This is a genomic window from Ruegeria sp. CL3, assembly GCF_056536505.1.
Genome location: NZ_JBQFPT010000004.1, coordinates 338741 through 364860, shown reverse-complemented (window position 1 = coordinate 364860; position 26120 = coordinate 338741). Strand labels below are relative to the sequence as shown.

20 protein-coding genes are annotated in these 26120 nt (G+C 59.2%); 10 read left to right on the top strand and 10 right to left on the bottom strand.

The genetic code is table 11. From position 1 onward, the window contains the following. The first annotated feature begins 257 nt into the window (after positions 1-257). Complete coding sequence (locus ACR0NO_RS08250) at positions 258-2615, top strand: mechanosensitive ion channel domain-containing protein (RefSeq protein ID WP_480723591.1); 2358 nt, start codon at positions 258-260, stop codon at positions 2613-2615. Positions 2616-2707: 92 nt separating this feature from the next. On the opposite strand, the gene ACR0NO_RS08245 is transcribed toward ACR0NO_RS08250, so the two are convergent. Genes ACR0NO_RS08245 through ACR0NO_RS08225 form a run of 5 tightly spaced genes read right to left on the bottom strand, consistent with a single transcriptional unit; the run spans position 2708 to position 9917 of the window. After that, complete coding sequence (locus ACR0NO_RS08245; RefSeq protein WP_480723590.1) at positions 2708-4051, bottom strand: CoA transferase; 1344 nt, start codon at positions 4049-4051, stop codon at positions 2708-2710. Then, positions 4048-5202, bottom strand: coding sequence for an ABC transporter permease (locus ACR0NO_RS08240; protein WP_480723589.1), 1155 nt, complete (start codon positions 5200-5202; stop codon positions 4048-4050). Before ACR0NO_RS08240 ends, ACR0NO_RS08245 begins: the two co-directional genes overlap by 4 nt. Next, positions 5199-6227, bottom strand: a complete 1029-nt coding sequence (locus ACR0NO_RS08235; RefSeq protein ID WP_170377562.1) for an ABC transporter permease — start codon at positions 6225-6227, stop codon at positions 5199-5201. The genes ACR0NO_RS08240 and ACR0NO_RS08235 overlap by 4 nt, the downstream gene beginning before the upstream one ends. A 14-nt stretch (positions 6228-6241) precedes the next feature. Beyond that, positions 6242-8152: an ABC transporter substrate-binding protein gene (locus ACR0NO_RS08230; protein WP_480723588.1), complete on the bottom strand. Its 1911-nt coding sequence runs from the start codon at positions 8150-8152 to the stop codon at positions 6242-6244. Then, the gene (locus tag ACR0NO_RS08225) at positions 8145-9917 is read right to left on the bottom strand and encodes an ABC transporter ATP-binding protein (RefSeq protein ID WP_480723587.1); all 1773 of its coding nucleotides are present in this window, start codon (positions 9915-9917) and stop codon (positions 8145-8147) included. Before ACR0NO_RS08225 ends, ACR0NO_RS08230 begins: the two co-directional genes overlap by 8 nt. A 232-nt stretch (positions 9918-10149) precedes the next feature. Here ACR0NO_RS08225 and ACR0NO_RS08220 point away from each other — a divergent pair, with 232 nt between their 5' ends. From ACR0NO_RS08220 to ACR0NO_RS08185, 8 genes are all read left to right on the top strand, one after another. Next, entirely contained in the window at positions 10150-10647 is a 498-nt protein-coding gene (locus tag ACR0NO_RS08220; RefSeq protein ID WP_480723586.1) for a class I SAM-dependent methyltransferase, read from the top strand. Positions 10648-10700: 53 nt separating this feature from the next. Then, on the top strand, positions 10701-11849 hold the full coding sequence (locus tag ACR0NO_RS08215) for an acetate/propionate family kinase (RefSeq protein WP_480723585.1): 1149 nt from the start codon (positions 10701-10703) through the stop codon (positions 11847-11849). Positions 11850-11869: 20 nt separating this feature from the next. Then, positions 11870-12499 (top strand): glutathione S-transferase family protein, encoded by a 630-nt coding sequence (locus ACR0NO_RS08210; protein WP_480723584.1) that lies wholly within the window; start codon positions 11870-11872, stop codon positions 12497-12499. A gap of 112 nt (positions 12500-12611) precedes the next feature. Then, positions 12612-15014: a GcvT family protein gene (locus ACR0NO_RS08205; RefSeq protein ID WP_480723583.1), complete on the top strand. Its 2403-nt coding sequence runs from the start codon at positions 12612-12614 to the stop codon at positions 15012-15014. Positions 15015-15016: 2 nt separating this feature from the next. Then, complete coding sequence (locus ACR0NO_RS08200; RefSeq protein ID WP_480723582.1) at positions 15017-16567, top strand: trimethylamine methyltransferase family protein; 1551 nt, start codon at positions 15017-15019, stop codon at positions 16565-16567. After that, entirely contained in the window at positions 16568-17242 is a 675-nt protein-coding gene (locus ACR0NO_RS08195; RefSeq protein WP_480723581.1) for a TetR/AcrR family transcriptional regulator, read from the top strand. Next, entirely contained in the window at positions 17239-18543 is a 1305-nt protein-coding gene (locus ACR0NO_RS08190) for an NAD(P)/FAD-dependent oxidoreductase (protein ID WP_480723580.1), read from the top strand. Before ACR0NO_RS08195 ends, ACR0NO_RS08190 begins: the two co-directional genes overlap by 4 nt. A gap of 55 nt (positions 18544-18598) precedes the next feature. Next, positions 18599-19330: a hypothetical protein gene (locus tag ACR0NO_RS08185; protein ID WP_480723579.1), complete on the top strand. Its 732-nt coding sequence runs from the start codon at positions 18599-18601 to the stop codon at positions 19328-19330. 4 nt (positions 19331-19334) lie between these two features. Here the strand turns inward: ACR0NO_RS08185 and ACR0NO_RS08180 are convergent, their stop codons facing one another. Continuing rightward, positions 19335-19724, bottom strand: coding sequence for a DUF3307 domain-containing protein (locus tag ACR0NO_RS08180; RefSeq protein ID WP_170472196.1), 390 nt, complete (start codon positions 19722-19724; stop codon positions 19335-19337). 216 nt (positions 19725-19940) lie between these two features. Between ACR0NO_RS08180 and ACR0NO_RS08175 the strand changes: the two genes are divergently transcribed. Next, positions 19941-22937, top strand: a complete 2997-nt coding sequence (locus ACR0NO_RS08175) for an ABC transporter transmembrane domain-containing protein (protein WP_480723618.1) — start codon at positions 19941-19943, stop codon at positions 22935-22937. A gap of 34 nt (positions 22938-22971) precedes the next feature. On the opposite strand, the gene ACR0NO_RS08170 is transcribed toward ACR0NO_RS08175, so the two are convergent. The 4 genes from ACR0NO_RS08170 to ACR0NO_RS08155 form a co-directional block, all read right to left on the bottom strand. Beyond that, positions 22972-23259: a metalloregulator ArsR/SmtB family transcription factor gene (locus ACR0NO_RS08170; RefSeq protein ID WP_170378110.1), complete on the bottom strand. Its 288-nt coding sequence runs from the start codon at positions 23257-23259 to the stop codon at positions 22972-22974. A 112-nt stretch (positions 23260-23371) separates the two neighbouring features. Continuing rightward, entirely contained in the window at positions 23372-24604 is a 1233-nt protein-coding gene (locus ACR0NO_RS08165; protein WP_480723578.1) for a mandelate racemase/muconate lactonizing enzyme family protein, read from the bottom strand. Position 24605: 1 nt separating this feature from the next. Then, positions 24606-24974 (bottom strand): hypothetical protein, encoded by a 369-nt coding sequence (locus ACR0NO_RS08160; RefSeq protein ID WP_480723577.1) that lies wholly within the window; start codon positions 24972-24974, stop codon positions 24606-24608. A 4-nt stretch (positions 24975-24978) separates the two neighbouring features. Next, positions 24979-26070, bottom strand: a complete 1092-nt coding sequence (locus ACR0NO_RS08155; RefSeq protein ID WP_480723576.1) for a Zn-dependent alcohol dehydrogenase — start codon at positions 26068-26070, stop codon at positions 24979-24981. Positions 26071-26120 lie beyond the last annotated feature (50 nt).

Sequence of the window (26120 nt, the reverse complement as noted above, 5' to 3'; positions counted from 1 at the left end):
TTGGTCTGGGTACTACATCCGCGCGTATGCAAGCGTTACCGTATATCCTTATGCTGCGCTTGCCAAAGGGGAAATCGCCCGCTTGCAAATGTGCCAAACATGGCGATTTGGCAACAGGATATTGAGGATATGGGTTCAATTTGCACCAGTCTTTGCCGTTTCGGTCAAAGCGCGAAAAAGGGCGGGCGGGAGGATTTGAACACGTCCAACAGGTTCTGTACGGTGTGCGCCAGTGAAGAAATTGGATGCAAGACCCTATGAAACCGAACTTTCTGGCCGCGACGCTTTTGGCATTTTGGGCTCTGTTGTTGGCGTTTCCAGCCAGTGTGGCGGCGCAGACCGCGCTGATACCGGGCTATAGTTCAGGCTCCGCGACAGAAGAGGCTGCAACCAACGACAGTGATCTCGCCGACGCGATCCGAACCGCCACTGAGGCTGGTGCCAGTGTTATCGTCATCGATAGTTCGGGCAATCTGGTCTCCACCGCGGGCGAGCAGCCCGAAGTGGAATCGGCTGAGGCTGACCCCATGGCCGAGGCCTCGCAACTGATGAGGACACAGGCGCGATTCACCAAGTTCCGTGAGTCGGTTCAGTCACGTCTTGAGGCACTGCCCTATTCGGTGTTCGAAGTGGAGTATATCCTGCGTCAGACCAGCCCAGATGGCCGTATCCAGACTTATGTCGAGGTTCTGGGCTGGAACATCCTCTTCCTGCTGCTAGGGCGATGGCTTTCAACCGAGATCTATGGCAAACGGATCGCCAAGCGCTGGGTCGTGGCGCGGATCAAGGAGAACCCGCAGGGCTATCGCGAGAAGATGCCGTTTCTCGTGTACCGCTTCGTGATGGGAATCGGCGGCACGATCTTTGCCATGTTGATGGCATTGATCGTGGGCTATCTTTTCTTTGGCGAGGCCGAAGATATCTCGATCCAGTTTACCGTGACCGCGATCTTCACGGCCTTTTTCCTGTCGCGCACGATCTCGGACCTGTGGCGAATGGTGCTGTCACCTTACCTGAGCCAGTATCGCCTGCCGCCCTTTTCCGACCGCCACGCCAAGCGGCTGTATATTTGGGCATCGGCGGTGGCGACCTATGACGTTTCGGTCGTTCTATTTTCGACCTGGGTGGCGGATTTCGGTCTGAACTACAACGTCTACGCTTTGGTCTATGGGTGCCTGACCCTGTTTGGGGCCTTCTTGAATATTCTGATGATCCTGTTCAATGCCGGGGCCATTTCAAACGCGATCCGGGGCGGGCGGGCACCGTCTCAAGTTTCGTGGATTCTGCGCTTCATCTCATTTGCTTGGGCTCCGGTGTTGATCCTGTACATTGTGTTCAGCTGGTCGAAGCTGGCCGTGGATCTGGTGCTTGAGAATGAAAACTCGGTCCCGATTGTTGCCAGCAGCTATGCGATCTTCATGTCGGTTGTCGTGGCCTATGGCGCGATGAACTACCTGCTGGAGCGCTATTTCGATCGCAACCGCAAGATCGAACAGATCAACGCCGAGGCAGAGATCGAGGCAGAGGCACCCTCGCCCGAGGCAGTACAACGCAAACACGCCATTTTGACCTACGAGGATCTGGCCCGCCGGGTAGCTGGCATTCTGGCCTTTGTCGTTGGTAGCTACGCGCTGGTGGTTATCTGGAACCCAGATGCCAGCTGGAGCGAGGATCTGCCGATCGGGCGCGCGTTGGACGTGATGGTGATCCTGTTCATCGGTTACATCCTGTTCAACTTCTTCCGCATCTGGATCGACAGCAAAATCGCCGAGGAATCTGATGATGGCTCCGAAGCCGAGCTGGGCGATGAAGGCGGCGAAGGCGGTCAGAGCCGCTTGGCCACCTTGCTGCCTTTGTTCCGCGGGGCGATCTTGGCGGTCGTTGTCGTGACGATTGTGCTGATCGTACTGATGGAGCTGGGCATCAACGTCAGCCCTCTGTTCGCAGGTGCCGGTGTGGTTGGTCTGGCTGTCGGGTTCGGGTCGCAAACCTTGGTGCGCGACATCTTCTCGGGTGCCTTCTTCCTGTTGGATGATGCGTTCCGCAAAGGGGAATACATCGACATTGGGGATGTGAAGGGAACTGTTGAGAAAATCTCGGTCCGGTCGTTCCAGCTGCGCCACCATCTGGGGGCGCTGAACACTATTCCCTTTGGGGAGATCAAGGTTCTGACCAACTATTCGCGTGACTGGGTGATCATGAAGCTGCCTCTGCGCGTGACCTATGACACGGATGTCGAGAAGGTGCGGAAACTGATCAAGAAACTAGGTCAGGAGTTGCTGAGCGATCCGGTAATCGGCGACAACTTCATCCAGCCCTTGAAGTCGCAGGGCGTGATCGAGATGCAGGATTCCGCGATGATCATCCGGGTCAAGTTCATGACCAAACCAGGCGATCAGTGGCTGGTGCGTAAGAAAGTGTATCAAGATATACGAGAGCTTTTCGCTCGCGAAGGCATCAAGTTTGCGCATCGTGAGGTAACCGTTCGTCTTGCCGATGGCAAAGAGACCGAAGACCTCACACCGAAACAGCGCGAAGCAGTGACCGGCGCGGTGCAGGCAGCAATTGACGAGGACTATCTGGACGATATTGGGCCGGGCGGCGACGACCGCTAAGACGGTCCTCCCGCCCCTTTGGGCCGCGTCTCTGACGAGACACCGTCCTAAGCGTTGGGCCAGGCCGCGCGTGCCGCGCGGCGATTAGCGCATCAGGGCCAGGTTGGCTCGGAGGTGCCCAGTTGTGGGGCGGGCAGGTCCCAATTCATCGCTGTTTGACCAATGGTCAGTGCGGGTTTGAGGCGGTGGCCTGGTCCCCATCCGGACTGTTCGGTCTTTTCGCTATAGTCGGTTTGGTTGGCCGTTATCGGGTCTTGCCTCGTTTCGGTTTTGCCAAGAATGGCCAGCAACTCGGCGGTGCGCGCCAAAGATAGATGGGCGTGCATGATTGAGTTGCCTGAGGCCGCCTCGGCCAGGGCAGACAGCACCGCTGCCGCCATCAGATATCCGGTGGCATGGTCCAGCGCCTGCACCGGCAACGGGGTGGGTTTGTCAGCCTGGGCCCAGTCCATGCCCGCATGCGCGATCCCGGCGCTCATCTGCACCAGACTGTCAAAGCCGCGGCGTGTGGCCCAAGGGCCCTGCCAGCCATAGGCGTCCAGAGTGACCTCGATCCGGTTGGGGGCCAGTTCGTCACGCTTTGCTTTACTAAGCCCCAGAGCCTCAAGCGCGCCGGGGCGGTACCCGTGGATGAATACATCAGCTTGTGACAGCAGGTCTTGCAGGTGGGTCAGGCCCTCGGTCGACTTCAGGTCCAGATAGGCGCAGCGTTTGCCCAGCGAGATGTCGGGAATAACGCCCGGCTCATCCCAGCCCGGAGGGTCGATGCGCAGCACAACCGCGCCTAATCCGGCCAATGTGCGGGTTGAGACGGGGCCCGCCAGAACGCGGGTCAGGTCTAGGACGCGCAAGCCGGCAAGCGGGCGTCCGGCTGTTGCAGCCGGACGATCTCGTAGAGTGATCCGACGTGGATTCTGCCAACTGATCAACGGATCACGGCTGACGGCGCGGCCTTGGGGGTGTTCCAACCATTCGGCGCGGCTGCGCATGGCGGCTGCGACGCCGCCCTCGGCCACAACAGCGCTTTCGAGATCAGCGATAGCCCAGCTGCGCAGGGCCTGAGAAACCGCTTCTCGGTCTGCTGGCGTGCCCAGAACATTCAGGGCGGCAGTGCGGTGGTGGGGCAGGTTGGTGTGCAACCTAATCCAGCCGTCAGACGCGCGGTAGTCGCCTGCGATGGCGTCCCACAGGCTGGGCATCTCCCAGCCATCGGGCTTGAAGGAATAGCGATACCAGAGCGAAGCGAGGCGGTGATCCACCGTGATCTCTGGCGCGGTTGATGACAGGTTTGCGGCGGCCAGGTATCGGGCCAACTCCTGACCGACCGCTGCGAAGCTGGCGGTTGCCACTTCGGAGACGGCAAAGGCGCTGGGCAGGGTTCCCTCGCCGGTGGTGCGATAGCTGTCGACCGCCGGAAGAGAGGACAGCAGGCTCATTGCTGATAGGGGTCCAGACTGTCGCGCAACCCGTCTCCAAGGAAGTTGAAGGCCAGAACGACGACGATGATGGGCAGCATCGGAATGGCCGTCCACGGGTAGATCTCGATCGAGGCGAGGTTCTGCGCGTCGTTCAGCATCACGCCCCAACTGACCGCAGGCGCGCGCAAGCCGAGGCCGAGAAAGGACAGCGCGGTTTCACCCAGGATCATTGCGGGAATCGACAGTGTGGCCGACGCGATCAGGTGGGACATGAAGTTCGGCAACAGATGCTTGCGGATCACCCGGCCAGAACTTGCGCCCATCATCTCTGCCGCGCGGACGTATTCTTCCTCTCTCAGGGACAGGAATTTGGCGCGGACGGATCGGGCGAGGCCGGGCCAATCGAGGATGCCGAGGATGATCGAGATGATGAAGAAGACCGCGACGGGGCTCCAGTTCGAGGGTACGGCGGCGGACAAGGCGAGCCAGAGCGGCAGTTCGGGTAGGGATCGCAGGACTTCGATCACGCGGTTTATGGTCCAGTCGATGCGCCCTCCGAAATACCCGGCCATCGAGCCGAAGAGGATACCAAGGAAGAACGACACCGAGATGCCGATCAGGCCGACGGTCAGCGACAGCTGCGCGCCATAGAGGATGCGGCTGAAGATATCGCGGCCCAGCCGATCCGAGCCCCATAAGAACAGTGTCGCGCCATCAGGGGCACAGAACAGATGCGTGTCCGAGGGGATGAACCCGGCCAAGCGATACTCGGACCCTTCACAGAAGAACTTGATCGGACGAGGATCCTCGGTGTCTGGAATGAACTTCCACTGGAAGGTCTCAAGATCCGCCTCGGCCGTGATGGGGTAGACATAGGGCCCGATGAATTCGCCCTCGTGGAACCAGTTAATTGACTGGGGCGGGGCGTAGAGGTGCTCTCCGTTCCGGTCATTGGGGCCATAAGGGGCGATGAAGCCTGCAAAGGGCAGCATCAGGTAGCACAGCAGCAGAAAGACGCCCGAGATCAGGCCCAGCTTGTGCGTGCGGAATTTGCGCCACACCAGCACCCAGTTCGGGGCGTCCAGATCGGCGCGCTCAAGCTGTTGGACCGAGGCCTGCGGGTCGAACGGCGCGTCATCGACATAGCGATCATCGGGGCGTTCGGTCATGCGTCTCGCCCCTCATACCGAATGCGCGGGTCGAGCATGACCAGAAGGATGTCCGAGATCATGGTTCCAATCAGGGTTAGCAGGGCCACGAACATCAGGATGAACGCCGACAGGAACTGGTCCTGCGTTTTCAGCGCCGTCAGCAGGGTCGGCCCGATGGTTTGCAGGCCCAACACGACCGATACCAGAACCGAGCCAGACACCATCGAGGGCAGCAGGTTCCCGATGTCGGCGACGAATGGGTTGAAGGCCACGCGCAACGGATATTTGGTCAGCATCCGCGATGGGGCCATGCCCTTGGCAACGGCTGTCTCAACATAGGGTTTGCCCAGCTCGTCCAGCATGTTCGCGCGCAGGCGCTGCATCATGGCCGACGCGCCTGAGGTGCCGATGACAAAGGTCGGCACGATCAGGTGGACAAGGATGGATTTCAGCTTGTCCCAACTCATCGGTTCGCCTTCGAATTTCGGGTCCATCAGGCCGCCGATGGGCAGGTTGAAATACTGATGACCGTAGTAGAACAGGATCAGCGCCAGCAAAAAGTTCGGCGTGGCCAGACCCAGATAGCCGACAAAGGCGGAGGTATAGTCGATCCACGTTCGCGACCGCGCAGCGGCGATCACGCCCAAGGGTAGGGCGACGGCGTAAACGAACAGGATCGCGGCCAGATTGACCACAACCGTCAGCCAAAGCGTATCACCCACGATATCCGAGACGGGACGGTCGAACTCAAACGACCAGCCGTAATTGCCTTGCAGGAGACCTTCGAAGCCGTGGGGGCCGGGCCAGAAGCCCATCCAGATCAGGTATTGCTCCCACATGGGACGATCCAAGGCGTATTCTGCCCGCAGAAACTCGGCCTTGGCGACACCGGCGGATTGGCCTGAGGCCTGAAGCTCGGCGATCTGATTGCTCAGATAGTCGCCGGGTGGCAGGTTGATGATGACGAATATCAGAACCGAGACCACCAACAGTGTCAGCAGCATCGTGAAGAAGCGATAGACCGCATAGCGCAGCATGATCATTTAGCTGCTCCTGCTCAGTCGACCAAAAAGAACTCATCCGGGCGATGGACGCCGAAATGCGCGCCGGGTTCCCACGCCCACATGGCCTGCTCGGGGACATTGCGCAAACGGTTCGAGACGACAATGGGCTGCGGTGCGCCATTCAAAATGCCGATCGCGTATAGCTGGTCAGCGTGGATTTCCAACATCTCGGTCCAGACGGCAGCGCGCTGTTCATCCGTTGTGGCGGTCTCCCAGTCATGGACCAAAGTCATCAGGCGCTCAGCCTCGGGCATGTCGGGGGCCTCACCCACTTCGCCGCCGGTCTGATAGTACTGTCCCCATTTTGGCCAGGCGAGAAACACCTGATCCGTCGGCGCAAGATAGGCAGGCGAGGTGTGGATTTGGGGCAGCCCGTCATCCCAGCCGAACCAGACGGAAGCCATCGTGTTGCCCGCGAACACCCGGTTACGCAGGATATCGCGATCCAGCGGGCGCATCACAAGATCGACGCCAATCTCGCGCCATGTATCGGTGACGATTTGCAGGGCGTTTTCGACCTCTTGCCGCTCACCGGCGGTTTCGATGATCAACTCCATTGGGCGACCGTCGGGCAACAGCCGAATGCCGTTCTTGTCGCGCTCGTTCAGCCCAGCCTCGTCCAGCAGGGCGTTCGCCAGATCGGGATCATACTGGGCCCAGGCCTGGGCGTTTTCCTCGCTGTAGAAGGGGGAGGCGGGCAGAACCGCCATCGCGCCCGGTTTTGCCAGTTTGAAATAGAGCGCCTGGTTGATCGTCTTGCGATCAATTCCCAAAGACAGGGCGCGGCGCACGCGCACGTCTCGCATTACGTCCCGCCAAACCTCATCCGCGTAGTTCAGGTTCGGATAGATTGCGATCTGCGAGGCGACACCGGTTTTCCAGAGTAATGTCTTGTAGTTGCCAACCGCCTCGCCCTTTTTCAGGATCGAGGCATCCCGGAACGCCAGACCACGCCCCTGCAGGTCGGTCTCACCCGCGTTGGTCTTTGCGGCCACCAGTCCCGGTGCCACAATCTCCATCTCGACCACGTCGATATAGGGCAGTTGCACCCCTTTGGAGTCGATACGGTGGTAGTACGGATTGCGGACGAAGTTGTGGCGGATTTTCTTGCCCGAGCTTGCGTTCAGCCAGGGCTGAAGCGTGGGCAGCTTGTGGTTGTCGAACTTGTAGAGGTTGTCGAGTTTGTTGTGCAGGGCCGCCCAGCTTTTGACGCGCGCATCATCGACCTGCGCGGCCAGATCCTCAGGATCGACGTAGTTTTCGTGATACTGTTTCAGAAAAGCGGATGGGCGGTATATGAAGGGCGGGCGGGCCTGTGCCAGCGTCTGCAGGAAATCCGGGTTCGGATCATCCCATTCGTAGATCACGGTTGTCTCATCCGGAAAAGAGACGGTTGGGGCCTTGCCCTCGACGATCAGAAAATCAGGTGGTCCGGAGGGGCTGAGCAATTCGTTGTTGGCGACATCTTCCCACCAGTACCGGAAATCTTCGGACGTAAACGGTGAGCCATCTGACCACTTATGTCCTTCGCGCAAGTGCAGAGTGAACTTGCGGTTTCCGTCATTGTCGAACGAGGCCAAAATGTCGGGTACGATATTGTAATCACCGTCAAAACCAACCAACCGGGCGTAACCGTAGACGACCATCTGGCGGATATCCTTGGACCGGGTCACCATGGTCCGCATTGTGCCGCCGGGGGTGCCGAATTCACGGCCCTTCGCGGCCAGATCCACTACCAGAGGGTCTTTGGGTAGGCGTTCCGAAACCGGCGGCAGATCGCCGGCATTCACCTCAGCCGACCAAAAGCTGCTCTCTTGCGGAACCGGCACATCGGCCAGTGCAGGCAGCGTCCAGCCAAAGGCCAGAGTGGCGGCCAGGATCAGAGGGCGAGTGGTATTAAACATGGCAACGTACCTTATGGCCCGGTTCCAATTCCACCAGCGAAGGTATCACGGTGTCCGAGAAACGAAAGGCCTCATCCCAACTGTCCGGCGCGCCGGCACCCAGAGAGACCATTTGCAAGTCAATCGGGCGGTTAATGTCGGGTTCTGGTTGAGCGGCAATCAACGCCTTGGTGTATGGATGGCGCGGATTGTAGAAGAGTGTTTCGGGCGGGGCTTGTTCGACAATCAGCCCCCGACGCATCACGGCAACTTCGTCAGCGATACGGGCCACGACCGCAAGGTCGTGAGAGATGAAGAAATAGGACAGGTTCAGGCTGTCCTGCAGGTTTTCCAAAAGTGTCAGGATTTGTTCCTGAACCGACACATCCAGCGCCGAGGTTGGCTCGTCACAGACAATCAACTGCGGGTCCAGCATCATGGCGCGGGCGATGGACAGGCGCTGTCTCTGCCCGCCGGAAAACGCATGCGGATAGCGTTTCAGCATGTCCGCGTTTAGCCCCACGCGTTGCAGCATCTCGGCCGCCTTGTCGCGTTGCTCCGAGACCGAACCGATACGGTGAATTTCCAGTGGCTCAGTCATTGCGTCCTGAATGCGCATCCGTGGACTGAGTGAGCTGTAGGGATCCTGAAACACCATCTGGGCCTTGCGTTGAAACGCGGTGCGCTGGGAGCGGGTCATCTGGTGGACCGGGATCGGTTCTTCGCTTTGGGCGGTGCAGAACAGAACTTCTCCGCCAGGATCGGGCAGTTCGGCGCCAAGGGCAATCCGGGCAGCGGTGGTCTTGCCAGAGCCGCTTTCGCCGACAATCGCCAGTGTCTTTCCACGTGCAAGCTTCAGGTCGACGCTGCGACAGGCATGGATCTGTTTGTCCGCCTGCCAACCCTTGCTGGAGCGCATCGTATAGGTTTTGGAGACCCCTTTCATATTCAGGATCAGGTCTTCGTCCGGCATCGGAATGCCGACGGCGTCCTGATCTGGAATGGCCGGGGCCGCATCGAACAGTTGTTTGGTATAGGGATGGGCCGGCGCGGTCAGGATGGGGGCGGCGGGGCCTGCCTCCATCACGCGACCTTTGTGCATGACGACGACCTGCTCGGCCATATTCGCAACTACGCCCAGATCGTGCGTAACAAGGATCAGCGCCATCCCGGTTTCGCGCTGAAGCTCCTTGATCAGGCCCAATACCTGCGCCTGCGTGGTCACATCCAGCGCAGTAGTAGGTTCATCAGCAATCAGCAGCTCTGGCTTGGAGACCATCGCCATAGCGATCATGGCGCGCTGGCGCATACCGCCCGACAGCTCGAACGGATAGGAGTCATAAGCCCGCTGAGGGTCTGGAAAGCCCACACGTTCAAACTGGGTCAGGACTTCCTTACGGGCTTGCGCCTCGGACGCGCCGCGATGCAGCCAGAGGACCTCGCTGACCTGATTGCCGATCTTGTGAAGTGGCGACAAAGATCGCATCGGTTCCTGAAAGATCATCGAGACGCGGTTGCCGCGAATGCTGCGCATCTCCCGCTCGTTGATTTGCGTCAGGTCGGCCTTGCCCTTGGAATCATTCAGAATAATCGATCCGCTGCGAATCTGCGCCACGCGCGGCAGGATACGCAACACGGCCCGGCAGGAGATTGTTTTGCCCGAGCCCGACTCACCCACCAAAGCAAGTGTCTGTCCGGCCTCCACATCGAAATTCACATCCCGCACGACTGAATCTGCCGTGCCGAAACCGATGCTGAGATCTCTGACAGACAACAACGCAGTCATTCGGGTTTTCCACCCGTTTGGCCGTAGATGAGCATCGGCTTCTTATTCTCCCCGTTTTTTTGACTTACTGTCGCGCGGTTTCACCCGACTCGTCAAACCCGTTCTTAGGCTGAAATGTCGCGGGAATGTGAAACTTTCGCCTCTACAACTACACAAACAGTTGAGTTTTTGCCATCAAGTTCGTGACCAGCACCATTTAAGCTGGTGTTGAGTATCAAAGAGAGAATCTCCTGTGTCCGAAAACCAAAGCCGACTGGATCTGTTTATTGACCGCATGGTGTCGCAACGCGCCTGCCTGGATTTCGCAATCGAGCAGACAAAAGGCATGTCCGGGCCGGTGTTCGAACTGGGCCTGGGCAATGGTCGAACCTATCACCACATGATCCAGTACATCCAGAACCGCCCGGTTTTTGTGTTCGAACGCGCGGTGGCCTCACACCCCGACTCCACCCCGCCAGAGGATCGGGTGATTTTGGGCGATGTGCGGGACACTCTGCCAGCCTCGGTGGATCGGTTCGGCGCGACGGCCAGCCTGATCCATGCGGATTTGGGTGGGCACAATCGCGAAAAGAACGACGCCTTCGCGCGGTTTGTTTCGCCTTTGATTGAACCGCTTCTGGCACCGGGTGGCCTGATGGTTTCCAGTGATCGAATGTATTTCGATGCGTTGTCCGAGCTGCCCTTACCGGCGGGCGCAGTCGAGGGGCGCTGTTTTATCTACCGGCGGTGACGCGTTAGGCGCGTCCGGGTCCACGAAAAGGCTAAGCAAACCGGAGGAACGCAATGCAGGCCATCCTGACGCTGAACGCGGGAAGTTCGACCATCAAATTCGGAGTCTACCGCGCCGACGCTGAACCCGAATTGCTGTGGCACGGGCAAGTCGACAATCTGGGACCGGTCGCTCAATTGCAAATCAACGGCGACGGGTTTCATGAGACACGTGAGATCGGGCCTGCTGACCACGCGGCCGGTGTCACGGCGATCTTGCAGAACATAGAGCCTCTGCTTCAATCGGATCTAATCGTCGGTGTAGGCCACCGCATTGTCCACGGCGGACAAACCTTCGAAGGGCCAACGGTTCTGGATGATCACGTGCTGGCCCAACTTGAAACGCTCTCGTCACTGGCCCCGTTGCATCAGCCCCACAATCTGGCGGCCGTCCGCGCTGCACGAACGGCTTTCCCGGGTGCGCAACAGATTGGGTGTTTTGACACCTCCTTTCACGTAGGCCATCCGTTTGTAAACGATGCCTTTGCCATTCCGCGCCGCTTTTATGAGAAAGGCGTTCGGCGCTATGGGTTCCACGGCCTGTCCTACGACTACATTACCGGCAAGATGGCTGAGGATTTCCCGGATCTGGCCGTAGGCCGGGTGGTTATCGCGCATCTGGGCAACGGGGCGTCGATGTGCGCTGTGGCCAACGGAAAGAGTATCGGCTCAACCATGGGTTTTTCCGCGCTTGACGGGCTGCCTATGGGGACCCGTTGCGGTCAGCTTGATCCCGGCGTGTTGCTCTATCTGATGGAGCAAGGTCACTCTGCCGAGGCGATAACGCATATCCTCTACAAGAAAAGTGGCCTGCTAGGCCTCAGCGAGATCAGCCACGATATGCGCACATTGCTGGAAAGCGATGATCCCCGCGCGCGTGAGGCGATAAACTATTATGTCTTCCGGATCAGGCGGGAGCTGGGTGCGATGGCGGCTGTTTTGGGTGGCGTGGATGCGGTGGTGTTCTGCGGCGGCATTGGTGAGAACGCTGCGCCTATTCGCCAGAGCGTGCTGGATGGGATGGGATTTCTCAACATCCATCTGAACGCCGAGGCCAACGCCCAAAATGCGACGGTGATATCAGATGGCGGTATACCCGTGCTCGTGATCCCGACCGACGAAGAACGGGTGATCGCGCGGGCGGTCGGCAAGGCTTTGAGCTAAACACGACAGAGGGAAAACGGATGATCTTTTACGACTGCGCCACCGCTCCGAACCCGCGCCGCGCGCGTATGTTCATTGCCGAAAAAGGCTTGGAGATCGAAACTCGGCAAATCTCGATCGCGGAGGGAGAGCAGTTGAGCGATGCTTTTCGCGCCGTTAACCCTCGGGCCACGATCCCTGTGCTGTTGACCGATGAAGGCACGGTTCTGACCGAGAACCTTGGGATTGCTGCCTATCTCGAGGCGCATAGCCCGGAACCCCCGTTGATGGGCAAGACGCCGGATGAAAAGGGCCGTGTTCTGATGTGGAACGCAATCGCCGAGCAGCAAGGCGGCATGCCGATTGCTGAGGCCCTACGCAACGGTCACCCAGCCTTCAAGGACCGCCCCATTCCGGGACCTGAGAACTATCCGCAGATCCCCGAGCTTGCGCAACGGGGTCGCGACAGGGTGGGGGCGTTCTTCGATTTGCTCGAAGACCATTTGCAGGACAGCCCCTTTATGGCGGGCGAGGACTTTACCCTCGCCGATATAACCGGGTTCGTCTTTGTCGATTTCGCCCGTGTGATCAAAATGCGTATCCCGGAAGCAAATACCGCGACCCAAGCCTGGTTCGACAGGATTAAATCCCGGCCCAGCGCCAGCCTCTAAAACGCGCCTGATTTGGCCGGATTCAGCTTGCGCTCGACACTGTACAGAAATGTCTAGACAGAAGTGAACAGTGCCTCTAGCGTTTCACCCGAGTCGTGCAGCGGAGGGCAGTATGAAATCTCAGTATCGCGTTGTGGTCATTGGGGGCGGTGTCGTTGGGGCCTCGGTCTTGTATCATCTGGCCAAGTTCGGCTGGTCGGACGTCGTCATGTTGGAGCGGCGGAGGCTGGCCTCGGGGTCATCCTGGCACGCGGCGGGTGGTATTCACGCGCTGAACGCAGACCCGAATATGGCGTCCTTGCAGGCCTATACCATCGACCTGCTCAGTGAGATCGAAAAGGAATCGGGCCAGAATATAGGCTTGCACATGACTGGCGGTTTGACGCTGGCGGGCACCCCTGAACGCTGGGAATGGCTGCAGGCAAACTACCGCATCTTCCAATCCATCGGCATCGATGATTGCGAGCTTCTGACCCCGGAAGAGGCGCAGAGACGTTGTCCGATCATGTCCACCGATGGCGTGTTGGGCGCGATGTGGGCGGATCGCGAAGGCTATATCGACACGACCGGCACTGTGCAGGCCTACGCGACGGCGGCAAAAAAGCGTGGCGCGGAATATTATGAGGAAACCAAGGTCGAAAGCCTGACGCAGACCGCCGATGGCTGGCAGGTCGTGACCGACAAGGGCACAATCACCTGCGAGCATGTTGTGAACGCGGCGGGCCTTTGGGCCAAGCAGGTGGGCCGGATGGCCGGAGTGGAACTGCCGGTCTCTCCGCTCAAACACCATTATCTGATCACCGACACGGTCCCCGAGGTTGCTGAGGCCGAGTTCGAGATGCCGATGACTGTCGACCTCGAAGGCTTCACCTATATGCGGCAAGATCAAAAGGGTGTTCTGGTCGGGATCTACGAGGTTGACCATGAGCACTGGGCCATGGATGGGGCGCCATGGAACTACGGCGAGGAACTGTTTCAGGAGCAGCTCGACCGCATCGAGAATGAGCTGACACTGGGCTTTGAGCGCTATCCCTCGATCCAAAATGTCGGCATCAAGACATGGGTCAATGGCGCGTTTACCTTCTCGCCCGACGGGAACCCTCTGGTCGGCCCGGTTCCGGGCAAGCGTGGCTATTGGTCGGCCTGCGCCGTGATGGCCGGGTTCCTGCAGGGCGGCGGCGTTGGCAAAACTCTGGCCGAGTGGATGATCCATGGCGAGCCCGAGGCCGACGCGTGGCCAATGGACGTCGCCCGCTATGGCGATTTCGCGCAGAACAAACGCTACATTCGCGAAACGACCGGTCAGTTCTACTCGCGCCGTTTCGTAATGACCTACCCGAATGAGCAACTGCCAGCAGGCCGTCCGCTGAAGATGGCCCCGGCGCATGATGCGATGACCGAAGCCGGGTGCAAATGGGGCGTCAGCTGGGACCTGGAGGTACCGCTCTATTTCGCGCCCAAAGGGTTCGAGGAAACGCCGACCCTCAAGCGGTCGAATGCCCATGACATCGTGGCGGAAGAGTGCAAGACGCTCCGCGAAGGGGTTGGCCTGTTGGACATCTCGGGTTTCTCCCGGTTCGAGGTGACGGGTCCGAATGCGCAGGCCTGGCTGGACAAGGTCATGGCCTCGAAACTGCCAGGGCCGGGGCGCGCCAAACTGGCGCCGATGCTGGGTGAGACGGGGCGGCTCAAAGGCGACCTGACCGTGCTGAACTGGGGTGACGGAACATGGTGGATCATGGGCAGTTACTACCTTCGTGCGTGGCACATGCGCTGGTTCGACGATCACATGATGGACGGCGTGACTGTCCGTGATCTGGGCGAGGAATATTGCGGCTTTGCCGTGGTCGGCCCGAAATCTCAGGCGGTGGTCGAGAAGCTGGCGGAACAGGATATCTCGGGCCTGAAATTCATGGGTTGTGGAGATTTCGATATCGGTCTGGTCCGAGCCCGCGTCGCCCGCATGTCGGTAACCGGTGAGAAGGGCTATGAAATCAACTGCCGGTACGGCGATCACATCAAGCTGCGACGGATGCTGTTGGACGCCGGGGCTGACGAAGGCATCCGCGAATGCGGGTTTAATGCGATGCTCTCAACCCGGTTGGAGAAGAGTTTCGGCATCTGGTCCGCCGAGTTTACCCAAGCCTACACGCCGGGCATGACCGGAATGGATCGCTGGATCGACTGGGACAAGGATTTCGTCGGTAAACAGGCCGTCTTGGCCGAGCGTGACGGCAATGGCCCGGCACAGCTTCAGGTGACGCTTGAGGTCGATGCTGTGGACGCCGACGCCAGCGGGTATGAGCCGATCTGGTCCAATGGCGAACGCGTGGGTTTTGTCACCTCGGGCGGCTACGGCCACTACACGGGCAAGTCCCTGGCGATGGCATTGATCAATCGCGACAAGGCCGAACCCGGGACGGAGTTGACCGTGCATGTGGTTGGTGTGGAACGGCCTGCGCGCGTGGTTGCGCCGTCTCCTTACGATCCGCAGGGCAAGGCGGTGAGGGGCTGATGGTGATCTCGCAGACATCCGAGCGTGGTCGGCGACGGCGCGGGCGGGGTGCAGATGCCGCCCCACCGCCCTCGCGTGATGTGAACTACCGCCAGCTGCGCAACCCTTTCCCGCAGATGGAGGTGTTCCCCGAAGATCAGATCGCGGACATGCACGAGACGGCGCTACGTGTATTGCAGGAACTTGGGGTGAAAGTCCTGCTGCCCGAAGCCCGCCGCATCTTTGCCAAGGCAGGCGCGCGTGTGGACGAAGATACTCAGATGGTCTTTATCGGGCGCGATCTGGTTGAGGCCGCTGTGGCCTCGGCCCCCAAATCCATCGCGTGTCATGCAGGGGCGCGTGACCGTGATTTTACGCTGGAACTGGGTTCGCTCGTGTTTCAACCGGGTGCAGGTGCGCCGAACGCAACCGATCTGGAACGGGGCAGGCGACCGGCGTCGGGTCAGGATTACATTGAATTCCTGAAGCTGACGCATCACTTCGACGTCTTCCAGATGATTTCGCCTCAGGTCGAGCCGCAGGATGTGCCGACCCATCTTCGCCACTATTTCACAACGCAGGCGCAGATGGAGTTGACGGATAAATTCCCCTTCTTCTTCTCGCGCGGCACCCCTCAGGTGTTGGACAGTTTTGAGATGCTGTCTATCGCAAGAGGGCTTTCAGATGATGAATTCCGGGGCAACGCGCATTGTTATACGATCATCAATACCAACAGCCCGCGCACGCTGGATATCCCGATGGCGCAAGGGCTGATCGACTTTGCCCGTCATGGCCAGATGTCGATCGTCACGCCGTTCACCCTGATGGGGGCGATGGCGCCGATCACGGTCGCGGGGGCCATCACGCTTTCCCATGCCGAGGCTCTGGCGGCCGTGACCCTGACGCAATTGACGAACCCTGGCGCGCCGGTCTGCTATGGAACCTTCACCAGCAACGTCGACATGAAATCCGGCGCTCCGGCCTTTGGGACGCCCTCGCATTTTCAGGCGTCTTTGGCGGCAGGCCAACTGGCACGCTTCCTGGGCCTGCCATGGCGGTCTGCGGCCGGGTCGGCCTCAAACATCAACGACGTGCAAGCCGCGAATGAAAACCAGTTTGGCCTTTGGGGCTGTTTGATGGCCGGGGCGACGGTGATCATCCATTCTGCAGGTTGGCTCGAAGGCGGATTGAGCGTGTCGTTTGAGAAGATGATCTGTGACGCCGAAGTGCTGAACATGGTTGCCGAGCTCTGTGCCGGTGCGCATGCCGGACAGGCCGAAATCGGCTTTGAAACCGCCCTGAGTGAGGTTGATCCCAGCGGGCATTTCTTTGCCTCGTCCCAGACGATGGAGCGCTACAATACCGAATTCTACCAGCCGCATGTCCACGACTACGCCAATTTCGGCACCTGGACCGAGCGTGGATCTGTCGATGCCAATCAACGTGCAACCGGTGTTTGGAAAGGTATTCTGAACGATTTCAAACCGCCCGCAGGTGATAGTGATCGTCTGGGCGCCTTGCATGATTTCATCGCGAAGCGGACCGCAGAAGGCGGCGCGCCGCCGGAGAGTTGAATGAACACCAAACCGATCCTGCACCGCGATGACCCCAAGGCCGAGCCTTTGGTCGGCAATATCAAAGTCACGCGGGATGACTGGCTGAATGTGGCGATGGACGTGCTGATCTCGGACGGGGTGGATCAGATTAAGGTCATGAACCTGGCCGAGCGCATGGCCGTGTCCCGCTCGTCTTTCTACTGGTACTTCAAATCGCGGCAAGAGCTTCTGGATGCGTTACTGGCGCGGTGGCAGGCGACCAATACGGCGGCGTTGATCGCGCAGGCCGAGGCCCCGGCCGAGACCATTACCAGCGCGGTCTGCAACGTGCAGAGATGCGTGGTGAACACGGATCTGTTCGACACGGCGCTTGATTTTGCCATCCGGGACTGGGCTCGCAAATCGGGAAAGGTGCGCAATGCGCTGGATCAGTCCGACGCGCGGCGTCTCAAGGCGCTGCACGCGATGTTTGCGCGGTTTGGCTATTCGGACATTGAGGCCGAAACCCGGGCGCGCGTCCTATACTACATGCAGATCGGGTATGATCTGGCGCAGCTGAACGAGCCGATGGAAACGCGGCTTTCGTTGGTGCCCCACTACCTACATGCTTTCACAGGGGTTCAGCCTCGGGCCGAGGAAATTGAAGAATTTCGCGCTTATTCCAAGCGCTTTTGGGAAGGAAAGACAGAATGAGCCAACCAGATGCAATCATAATCGGGACAGGCGTCATTGGCGCGGCCATCGCGTTCGAGATGGCCAAGGCCGGATGGAAAACCCTTTCACTAGATCGCAATACGCAGGTTGGCCATGGCTCGACCGCGGGGTCCTGCGCGATTATCCGCATGCACTATTCGACGTTTGACGGCACGGCTTTCGCGTGGGAGGGCTACCATTATTGGCGCGATTGGCCCGCGTATCTGGGCCTGCCCGCAGATGCCAATCTGGCGCAGTTCCGCGAGACCGGTTGCCTGGTCATGAAAACGGATGCCAACGGGATGCTGGAAAAGCATATGCAAAACAGTGCGGATCTGGACTGCCCGTTCGAGGAATGGTCGCCCGCGACGGTCACGGAACGCCTGCCGGTCTATTCTTTGGAAAGCTTCGCCCCCGCCCGCCGGATGGACGACCCGGAGTTCGGGCAACCGAACGGGCGCAAGATGCAGGGCGGCGTGTTCTGGCCTCAGGCAGGCTATGTCACCGACCCGGCACTTTCGGCGCAGAACCTGATGGATGCGGCAATCCAGAACGGGGCCGAGTTGCGCACTGGGGCCGAGGTTGTTGAGATCCTGATTGAGGACGGGCGCGTGGCGGGTGTCAAACTGGCTACGGGCGAAGAAATTCGTGCCAAGGTCGTGGTAAACGTGGCTGGGCCGGGATCGGCCATTGTCAACGGCATGGCGGGCGTTCTGGACGATATGACCATCGAAACCCGCCCGTTGCGGCAGGAAGTGGTCCATGTTCCTGCGCCTGAGGGGTTCGATTTCGAAAACAACGGGACCATCGTCTCGGACAGTGACATCGCCTGCTACTGCCGCCCCGAGCATGGCAACCACATCCTCGTGGGATCCGAGGATCCCGAATGCGATCCGCATCAATGGTGTGAGGATGACAAGATATATAACCGCGATTTCACCGACCAGTGGACGACGCAGGCGATGCGCTATGCGCAGCGGGTACCGAGCCTTGGTATTCCGTCCAAAACACGGGGCGTGGTTGACCTCTATGATGCGTCGACCGATTGGATTCCGATCTACGATAAATCCAGCCTGCCGGGATTCTACATGGCCTGCGGCACCAGCGGGAACCAATACAAAAACGCGCCGATTGCGGGTAAGATGATGACGGCTCTGATCGACTATTGCGAGGGCGGTGCAGACCACGATGCCGAACCGCTGCAGTTCGAACTGCCTTACATCAAGCGCGTGATTGATGTCGGTTTCTATTCGCGCAACCGCCCGATTAACGAAGAAAGCAGTTTTTCGGTCTTGGGGTAGTCAGCCCGACAATTGGCCCTAACATCACGTAAACGCGAAAAGGAGCGGATACGTGATGCCTCAGACGCCAAACAAAGTCCTGATCCTTGGCAGTGCGCCGTCAGCGGTAGCCGCCCGGGATTGGGACCGGACACCGTTCACGCATATCGTGACCATCAACAACGCATGGCGCATTCGTCCAGATTGGGACATCCTGATCCACCCTGAGGATTTTCCGCCGGAAAACCGACCCACAACCCTGTCGAAAGACCAAAGGATCGTGACAGCCGAAGACTACGTGCCTCGGCAAAACGCCTATGGCGGTTTTGTCTATGCGGGTGGAACCATGGCGTTTACCGCAGGCTATTGGGCGCTATCTGCCCTCGCACCCTCAGTGATTGCCTATTTCGGCTGCGACATGGTCTATCCCGGGTCGGGGAAAACGCATTTCTATGGCAACGGAACCGCTGATCCACTGCGTGCTGACATCTCATTGCGGTCGCTTGAGGCGAAATCGGCCAGATTGGGCGTTTTCGCTGCCGCTCAGGGCTGCCGTATGGTGCGCTTGTCGGAGGGTGCAAGCAGGCTGCTCTATCCCTCGCTACACGCGTCACGGATGGAAGACGCACCAATGCCATCGACTGGCGTAGCGCATGACGCGTTGGAGGCCGAAGCGCGCCTCGGCTATTATGTGCCATCCGGGCGGTATTGGGAGTCCGAGCAGCAGTTTGATCCGGACGAGCTGGATGCAGTGGACCGTCTTTGGATGTCCGCCTACCAGATCGCTCGAATGGACCGCGTCGCCTAAGACCTCAGACGGCGAAAGTGATCCAGGCCCAAACCATCGCAATATAGGTCAGGCTGTGCATCAGCTGGTCCAGCCCAGTTGCCCGCCAGAACGCGGCCTGATTGGGCTGTAGCTTCTTCTTGTCGGAATAGCTGGCCTTGGCGAAATCAATGTTGAAATGGATGATCCATTCTAGGGCCGAGATGATCAGGATAAAGCTGATCGGTGCTCCAAACAGCAAAAAAATAAGGGCCGAGCCCACAACATGCACCCCCGCATGTTGCGCGCGTCCCAAATGAAAATACTCGCCACGCCCGGTCAGCATCTTGGGCGTCTGTAGATAGAAGTCCGCGAACATATGTTTGATCTGCAACAAGCAGAGCAACAGCAACACGGCACCATAGCTTTCGGGCAAACGTATCCTCCCGATATCGTCCTAAAGGGAACTCTAGGCGCTAAAATGCGTGTAGGCAAATGAACTAGTTCACACATGCGCAAAGATTGGCACTTTGTCGGAAACTATTTGCCTAGCAAAGCAAGATTACTGTAAATTCAGACTGTTAATTTTCCGTGCATCGTATCGAAACCGGATCATTGATCAAAAGCAGGGACAGGTTCCATAGAACGCACGATTTTCCGCTTCATCTGGAAATACTCCAAACGCGACCAGTTAATCCTGCTGGCCGTGACCTCGACGTTGTTTCCGCTGCTCTATCTCACGCTTGAGCTGCCCAAGCGCATTATTAATGACGCGATTGGTGCCTCGAGCAGCGTGGTTCAGGTTTGGGGCTACAGCCTGCCGCAGACGAATTTCCTGATCATTCTGTGCTTTGCGTTTTTGGCGGCGGTGCTGGCCCACGGTCTGATGAAGATGCGTATCAATACCATGAAAGGTGTCCTGAGCGAGCGTATGCTTCGCCGCTTTCGCTATCAGTTGATCAGCCGCGCCTTGCGTTTTCCCCAGCCCTATTTTGAGAGGGTCAGCCAGGGTGAGATGGTCTCGATGATCACCGCCGAAAGCGAGCCTATGGGCGGGTTGATGGGGGATGCGATCAGCCAGCCAGTTCTGCAGGCGGGGCAGATGATCACCATCCTGTCGTTTCTGTTTCTGCAAAGCGTCTGGTTCGGCCTTGCGGCAGTTGCGCTGATCCCCGTGCAGGCCTGGTTGATCCCCAAGCTGCAGCGCCAGATCAACCTGCTTAACAAAAAGCGCATCCAAGAGGTGCGTATCCTAGCCGCTCAGATCGGCGAGAACGCGGCCGGGGCCTCGACCCTGCGCGCAAATGGGGGCTGGCGGTATCGCAGGGCGATGATCTCGGATCAATTGGGGCGGCTCTTCGGAATCCGGTTCGAGATCTACCAGAAGAAGTTCTTTATGAAATTCATAAACAACTTCATCTCACAGCTGACGCCGTTCATGTTTTATCTGGTGGGCGGTTTACTGGTCTTGCAGGGCTCGGTCTCTCTGGGCGCGCTGGTGGCGGCGTTGGCGGCATATAAGGATCTCAGCTCTCCGTGGAAGGAACTGCTGACCTACTACAACCAGACGCAGGACATGTCGTTGCGTTGGGATGTGGTGATCGAACGGTTCGCGCCGGCCGGAATGCAGGATGAAGCGCTGTTTGAGGGTGAGCCAAAGACCCGCCCGCATCTTGATGGCGACATCGCACTGGATCGGGTGTCGGTGCGCGACATGGACGGCAACCAGATATTGGACGATCTGAACCTGACCTTTCCGCATGGCAAAACAATCGGCATCGCCGCGCCCAGCGAAGAAGACCGCCGCGCTGTTGCCGAGCTGCTGACCCGTGAGATTCTGCCAAGCGCTGGGCGCGTCCGCATTGGCGAGCAAAATCTGGCTGAGTTGCATCAGGGTGTCGTCGCCGCGCGGATCGGCTATGCGTCATCGCGACCAGTGATGTTTCAGGGATCGCTGGGCGACAATGTGATGATGCCGATGCGCTACAAGCCCCTGTCGGAAGCTGGCGACGATCCCGGATTTACTGAGACCTTGCGCGCGGGAAACAGCACCGACCCCTTCAAGGCCGAGTGGCTGGATCCGTCTCTGGCAGGGCTGGATTCGGCGGATGGCCTGCGGGATTGGTGGCTGCAACTGATTGATGGAATGGGGTCAGGCGCGGCCTTGTTCCAGCGCGGGGCCGAGCAGGTTTTCGACGCTGCACTGCATCCGGAACTGGCGCAGAAACTGGTCAAGCTGCGACCGTTGGTGCAGCAGGCGGTGAAGAAGGCAGGGCTTGAGCAGCAGGCGCTGATCTTCGACAAGTCCACCTATAACCCGGCCTTGCCCGTGGCCGAGAACCTTCTTTTTGCCACGCCCCGTGTACCGGTCACGCAAGCGCTGTTGGCACAGCAGAGAGTCTTTCTGGGTCAGTTGCGCGAACTGGGGTTGGACGAGACTCTGATCGCGCTGACCCGTGATGTGATCGACATGCTGCGCCAGATCTTTGGCCTGGATGGAACAGATCACCCGCTGTTCCGCAAGTTGGGACTTGAGGCGCAGACTTATGAAACAGCCGTCGAACTGGTCGAGCGCACCCGCAAGGAAGGCGCCGAGGGGCTGGATGACGAACAACTGGCAACATTGCTGGCGGTGCCTCTGGTCGTCTCGGCCGAACAGATCGGCCCGGCCTTTTCGGATGAGTTGAAGGATCGCATTCTGGAGCTGCGCCACAGCCACTCGGATAAGCTCATGCGGCCGTTGATGGACGTCTTCGTGCCGCTGGACCCTGAGGCCGTCGCGCCCGGCCTGACCGTGATGGAGAACGCGCTGTTCGGCAAGGTCAGCGAGATTGGCGGCGCGCGCTCGGACGAGGTGCGCAAGCTGATTGTTGATGTTCTGGCCGAACACGGCGCGCGTCCGTTGGTGGTTGAGTTGATCTATGATGTGCCGGTCGCGCTGGGTGGCCAGAACCTGCCCGCAGTCTTTGCCGAACCTTTGGCGTTCACCCGAGCGACGATCAAGAAACCCGACATTCTGATTTTGGAAAATGCGCTGGCCAGCTATGACATGCAAACGCAGGTCGCGGTCTACAAAAACCTGCGCGCGCTGTTGCCCGAGACCACGGTCATCTATCTTAACGACCAATTCCAAAACCCAGATGTCTTCGACATGTATGTCGAGATACGGCAAGGTCGGGTTGTCACGGATGAAGGACCGGGGGATGTGGAAGAGGATAGTGCCGCCTCGGCTGACTTGGCCCGCAAACTGCGCGCCCTAGAGCAGACGCCGCTGTTTTCCGGCCTTGATCGGCGACAGTTGCGCCTGCTGGCATTTGGTGCGCGGTGGTTTGATGCCTCTGCCGGGCAGGTGATCTTCCTCAAAGATGACCAACCCACGGATGGTGCATACGTCGTCCTCGAAGGCGAAGCGGGGTTGTATCTGCCCAAATCGGGCACGTCGGATGAGCTGATCCTGCGCGTCGGGCCGGGGGCTTTGGTGGGCGAGTTGGGCTTGATACGTAAGGAACCCCGCGCGTTGAGCATGGTGGCCGAAACCGATCTTTCCTGCTTGCGCATTGGGGAAGAGGAATTCCTGGCCGTGGTCGAAAACGACGCGGCGACGGCGTTCAAGTTGCTGCAGGTGGTTGCGGGATATGTCTCGAACTAGAGCCGTTTCGGGTTAACCCTGGAACGCTCTTCTGTCAGTCGTTCGGCTTGCAGAACAGTTGATAGAGCAACTCGATCACTTGTTTCGTGTTGCCATCCTCAAGCGAATAAAACACCGTTTTCCCCGCGCGCCGGGTCGAGACCAAACCATCCTCACGCAGGCGGGCCAGCATCTGGCTAACGGCGGCTTGCCGGATTTGCAAAAGCGCCTCCAGTTCGCCCACCGATTTCTCGCCGTCTCCGAGGTGGCACAGGATCATCAGGCGGCCCTCATGCGCGAGCGTTTTCAGAAACGCGGCGGCACGGGCTGCGTTGTCTTTCATTTCCGCCAATCCGTCCGATGCCGGGGCGTGAGTGGTGCTGTCTTTCAGTGTCACCGGTCAATCGTTCTTCAACTAGGTCTTCTGACATTATGACCTAAGAAACGTTATAATGTCACCCCTCAGATACGGGAGCCCCACCCTGAAAGGCGTTACCATTGGCATAATCGCACGGTTCTTCCTGCATCTGAAGGTGAAGCCCGTCGCCTTTGTAAGGATGCGCGCGAGCCAAATCTTCGTCCACTTCAATCCCAAGTCCGGTGGTGGTTGGAGGGGTCACGAACCCTTCCTCAACCCGGATTGAGCCCGTGATCAACTGGTCATGGAAGGACGTTTCAATGGTCTCCAGTAGCAACAGGTTCGGGATAGAGGCCGCCAGATGGATATTCGCAGCCCATTCCACCGGCCCGGCATAAAGATGCGGGGCCATCTGCGCGTTGAACACTTCGGCCATTGCGGCGACTTTCTTCATTTCCCAAATGCCGCCTGCGCGCCCCAAAGCCGGTTGCAAGATCTCTGCCGCGCCCGCGCGTAGAACCGCGCCAAATTCGGCTTTGGTGGTCATGCGCTCTCCGGTCGCGATGGGGATTCGGACGTTGCGAGCGACGCGGGCCATGTCCTCGATATTGTCGGGCGGAGTGGGTTCTTCGAACCAAAGCGGAGAGTATGGTTCCAGCGCCTGACCCAAGCGGATAGCGCCTGCGGTGTTGAACTGGCCATGGGTCCCAAACAGCAAATCGGCCTTGTCGCCTACCGCCTCGCGGATCGCTTTGCAAAACGCAACGGACAGAGAGATATCGGACATCGCAGGCATGTGCCCGCCCCGCATCGTATAGGGCCCGGCGGGGTCGAACTTGACGGCGGTATAGCCGCGACAGACCGCATCTGCCGCAGCCTCAGCCGCCTGTTCGGGCGAGGTCCAGAAGTCGGTCAGGTTATGCTGGGGCAAGGGGTAGAGGTAGGTATAGGCGCGAATACGGTCATTCACTTTACCGCCCAACAGCGCATAGACCGGGCGGTCGCGGTCTTTGCCCAGAATGTCCCAGCACGCGATCTCAAGCCCCGAAAACGCCCCCATTACAGTCAGGTCCGGGCGCTGCGTAAAGCCCGAGGAATAGGCGCGGCGAAACATCAACTCGATGTTTTCCGGATTCTCGCCCTGCATGTGGCGGTCAAAAACGTCGCGGATCACATGGCGCATAGCGTCGGGTCCGATGGACGAGGCATAGCATTCGCCCCAGCCGGTGATGCCGGTATCCGTAGTCAGCTTGACCAAAATCCAATAGCGCCCGCCCCATCCTGGGGCTGGCGGGGCCGTGACGATAATATCGAGGTCTTGCAGTTTCATCCTAGCCCTCTCGTGCTTGGTCAAAGGCAATGAGTTCGCGATCAATCTCAGCCACCACCTCGGCGCTGCCGAAGAACGCCAAGTCAGGGGCGTCGAAATCGTCCATGAAGGCCTGAATTTCGATCAGCGCTGGTTTGCCGTCGAAACTGCCCTCGATCTGCCAACGGCTGCTTTGGTCCACGGGCAAATCCGACAGGTTGTCCGCGATCTGGGTGACCAGAGCTTCGGGCAGCCCAAACCGGGGATTGTTGGCGAGGCCTGTCAGGAAAGGCGGTACCTCTGCCAGATCGAAATTCATCGACGTCTCCGAGGTGGACGGCGCAGGTTTCGCCGCCTCGGGTTTGAAGAGATCGGTCAGGAAACGCAACATCGGCCTACCTGTCGAAGAGGATCACGTTGCGCTTGGCAGATCCGGTTTTGGTATCGGCAATTGCCTCATTGATCTGTTCCAGTGACCACCGGCCCGAGACCAATTCGTCCAGCTTCAGCCGCCCCTGTTCATAGAGGTCGATCATCCAGGGAATGTCGCGCTGGATGACAACGTCGCCCATCTTTGACCCCACCAGACCCTGACCAAGCGCGGCGAGGATCACCGGTTCATAGCTCGCTTCGTCCCCGGAATGTGGCATACCGATCATAACGGCTTTGCCGCCCAGACCCAGATACCGTGGGGCCTGGTCATAGGCGGGGATCGCGCCGACGGTGATCAAAACCGCATCCGCGCCGCGCCCGCCCAGTGCTTTGTAGGCTGCTTTCCAAGGTTCTTTCAGACTGGCGAGGACGCCGTGGGTAGCACCGAACTCCTTGGCGATCTCAAGCTTCTCTTCGGTCATATCAACCGCAACGATACGGCGTGCGCCTGCGATCCGAGCGCCTTGGATGGCGTTAAGGCCCACGCCGCCCGCGCCAATCACCACCACATCTTGCCCGGGGCGCAAACCTGCGGCGTTCACCGCTGCGCCGACCCCGGTGATCACACCACAGGACAACAGGCTTGCGAGGTCTTTGGGCAGGCTTTCTGGAATCCGAACGATCTGTCGGTGGCTGACGACGACTTTCTCGGCGAAGGCACCGCAGGCCATCGCCTGTTCCAAAGGTCCGCCGTCACCTGTGCGCAAAGGCCCTTTGACCGTGTCATAGGGGGTTTCGCAGATCGTAGGTTTGCCACCTGCACATGAAGGGCAGGAGCCGCAGGCCCGGATCAGTGTCACGACCACTGGATCTCCCAGTTTGAAATCCCCTGCGGCTTCGCCCACTGCGCTGACCACCCCGGCGGCCTCATGCCCATAGACCGCAGGCAGAAATCCGCCCCATGCACCATCGGCATATGAGATGTCCGAATGGCAGATGGCCACCGCGTCCAGTGTAACCTCGACTTCGCCGGTGCCGGGGGCGGCCAGTTGCACCTCTTCTATGGTCAAAGGTTCCCCGAACGCCCGGCATACGGCGGCTTTGATGGTTTGCATGTCGTCCCTCGCTTCGTTTGGTTTACGGTGGCGCGGGAATTGGCATCTCG

Coding starts and splice junctions, on each gene's coding strand:
- ACR0NO_RS08185 (WP_480723579.1), top strand. CDS start 18,599: ATGCCTCAGACGCCAAACAAAGTCCTGATCCTTGGCAGTGCGCCGTCA.
- ACR0NO_RS08155 (WP_480723576.1), bottom strand. CDS start 26,070: ATGCAAACCATCAAAGCCGCCGTATGCCGGGCGTTCGGGGAACCTTTG.
- ACR0NO_RS08225 (WP_480723587.1), bottom strand. CDS start 9,917: ATGACTGCGTTGTTGTCTGTCAGAGATCTCAGCATCGGTTTCGGCACG.
- ACR0NO_RS08160 (WP_480723577.1), bottom strand. CDS start 24,974: ATGTTGCGTTTCCTGACCGATCTCTTCAAACCCGAGGCGGCGAAACCT.
- ACR0NO_RS08235 (WP_170377562.1), bottom strand. CDS start 6,227: ATGATCATGCTGCGCTATGCGGTCTATCGCTTCTTCACGATGCTGCTG.
- ACR0NO_RS08250 (WP_480723591.1), top strand. CDS start 258: ATGAAACCGAACTTTCTGGCCGCGACGCTTTTGGCATTTTGGGCTCTG.
- ACR0NO_RS08215 (WP_480723585.1), top strand. CDS start 10,701: ATGCAGGCCATCCTGACGCTGAACGCGGGAAGTTCGACCATCAAATTC.
- ACR0NO_RS08210 (WP_480723584.1), top strand. CDS start 11,870: ATGATCTTTTACGACTGCGCCACCGCTCCGAACCCGCGCCGCGCGCGT.
- ACR0NO_RS08230 (WP_480723588.1), bottom strand. CDS start 8,152: ATGTTTAATACCACTCGCCCTCTGATCCTGGCCGCCACTCTGGCCTTT.
- ACR0NO_RS08245 (WP_480723590.1), bottom strand. CDS start 4,051: ATGAGCCTGCTGTCCTCTCTTCCGGCGGTCGACAGCTATCGCACCACC.
- ACR0NO_RS08165 (WP_480723578.1), bottom strand. CDS start 24,604: ATGAAACTGCAAGACCTCGATATTATCGTCACGGCCCCGCCAGCCCCA.
- ACR0NO_RS08240 (WP_480723589.1), bottom strand. CDS start 5,202: ATGACCGAACGCCCCGATGATCGCTATGTCGATGACGCGCCGTTCGAC.
- ACR0NO_RS08195 (WP_480723581.1), top strand. CDS start 16,568: ATGAACACCAAACCGATCCTGCACCGCGATGACCCCAAGGCCGAGCCT.
- ACR0NO_RS08205 (WP_480723583.1), top strand. CDS start 12,612: ATGAAATCTCAGTATCGCGTTGTGGTCATTGGGGGCGGTGTCGTTGGG.
- ACR0NO_RS08190 (WP_480723580.1), top strand. CDS start 17,239: ATGAGCCAACCAGATGCAATCATAATCGGGACAGGCGTCATTGGCGCG.
- ACR0NO_RS08170 (WP_170378110.1), bottom strand. CDS start 23,259: ATGAAAGACAACGCAGCCCGTGCCGCCGCGTTTCTGAAAACGCTCGCG.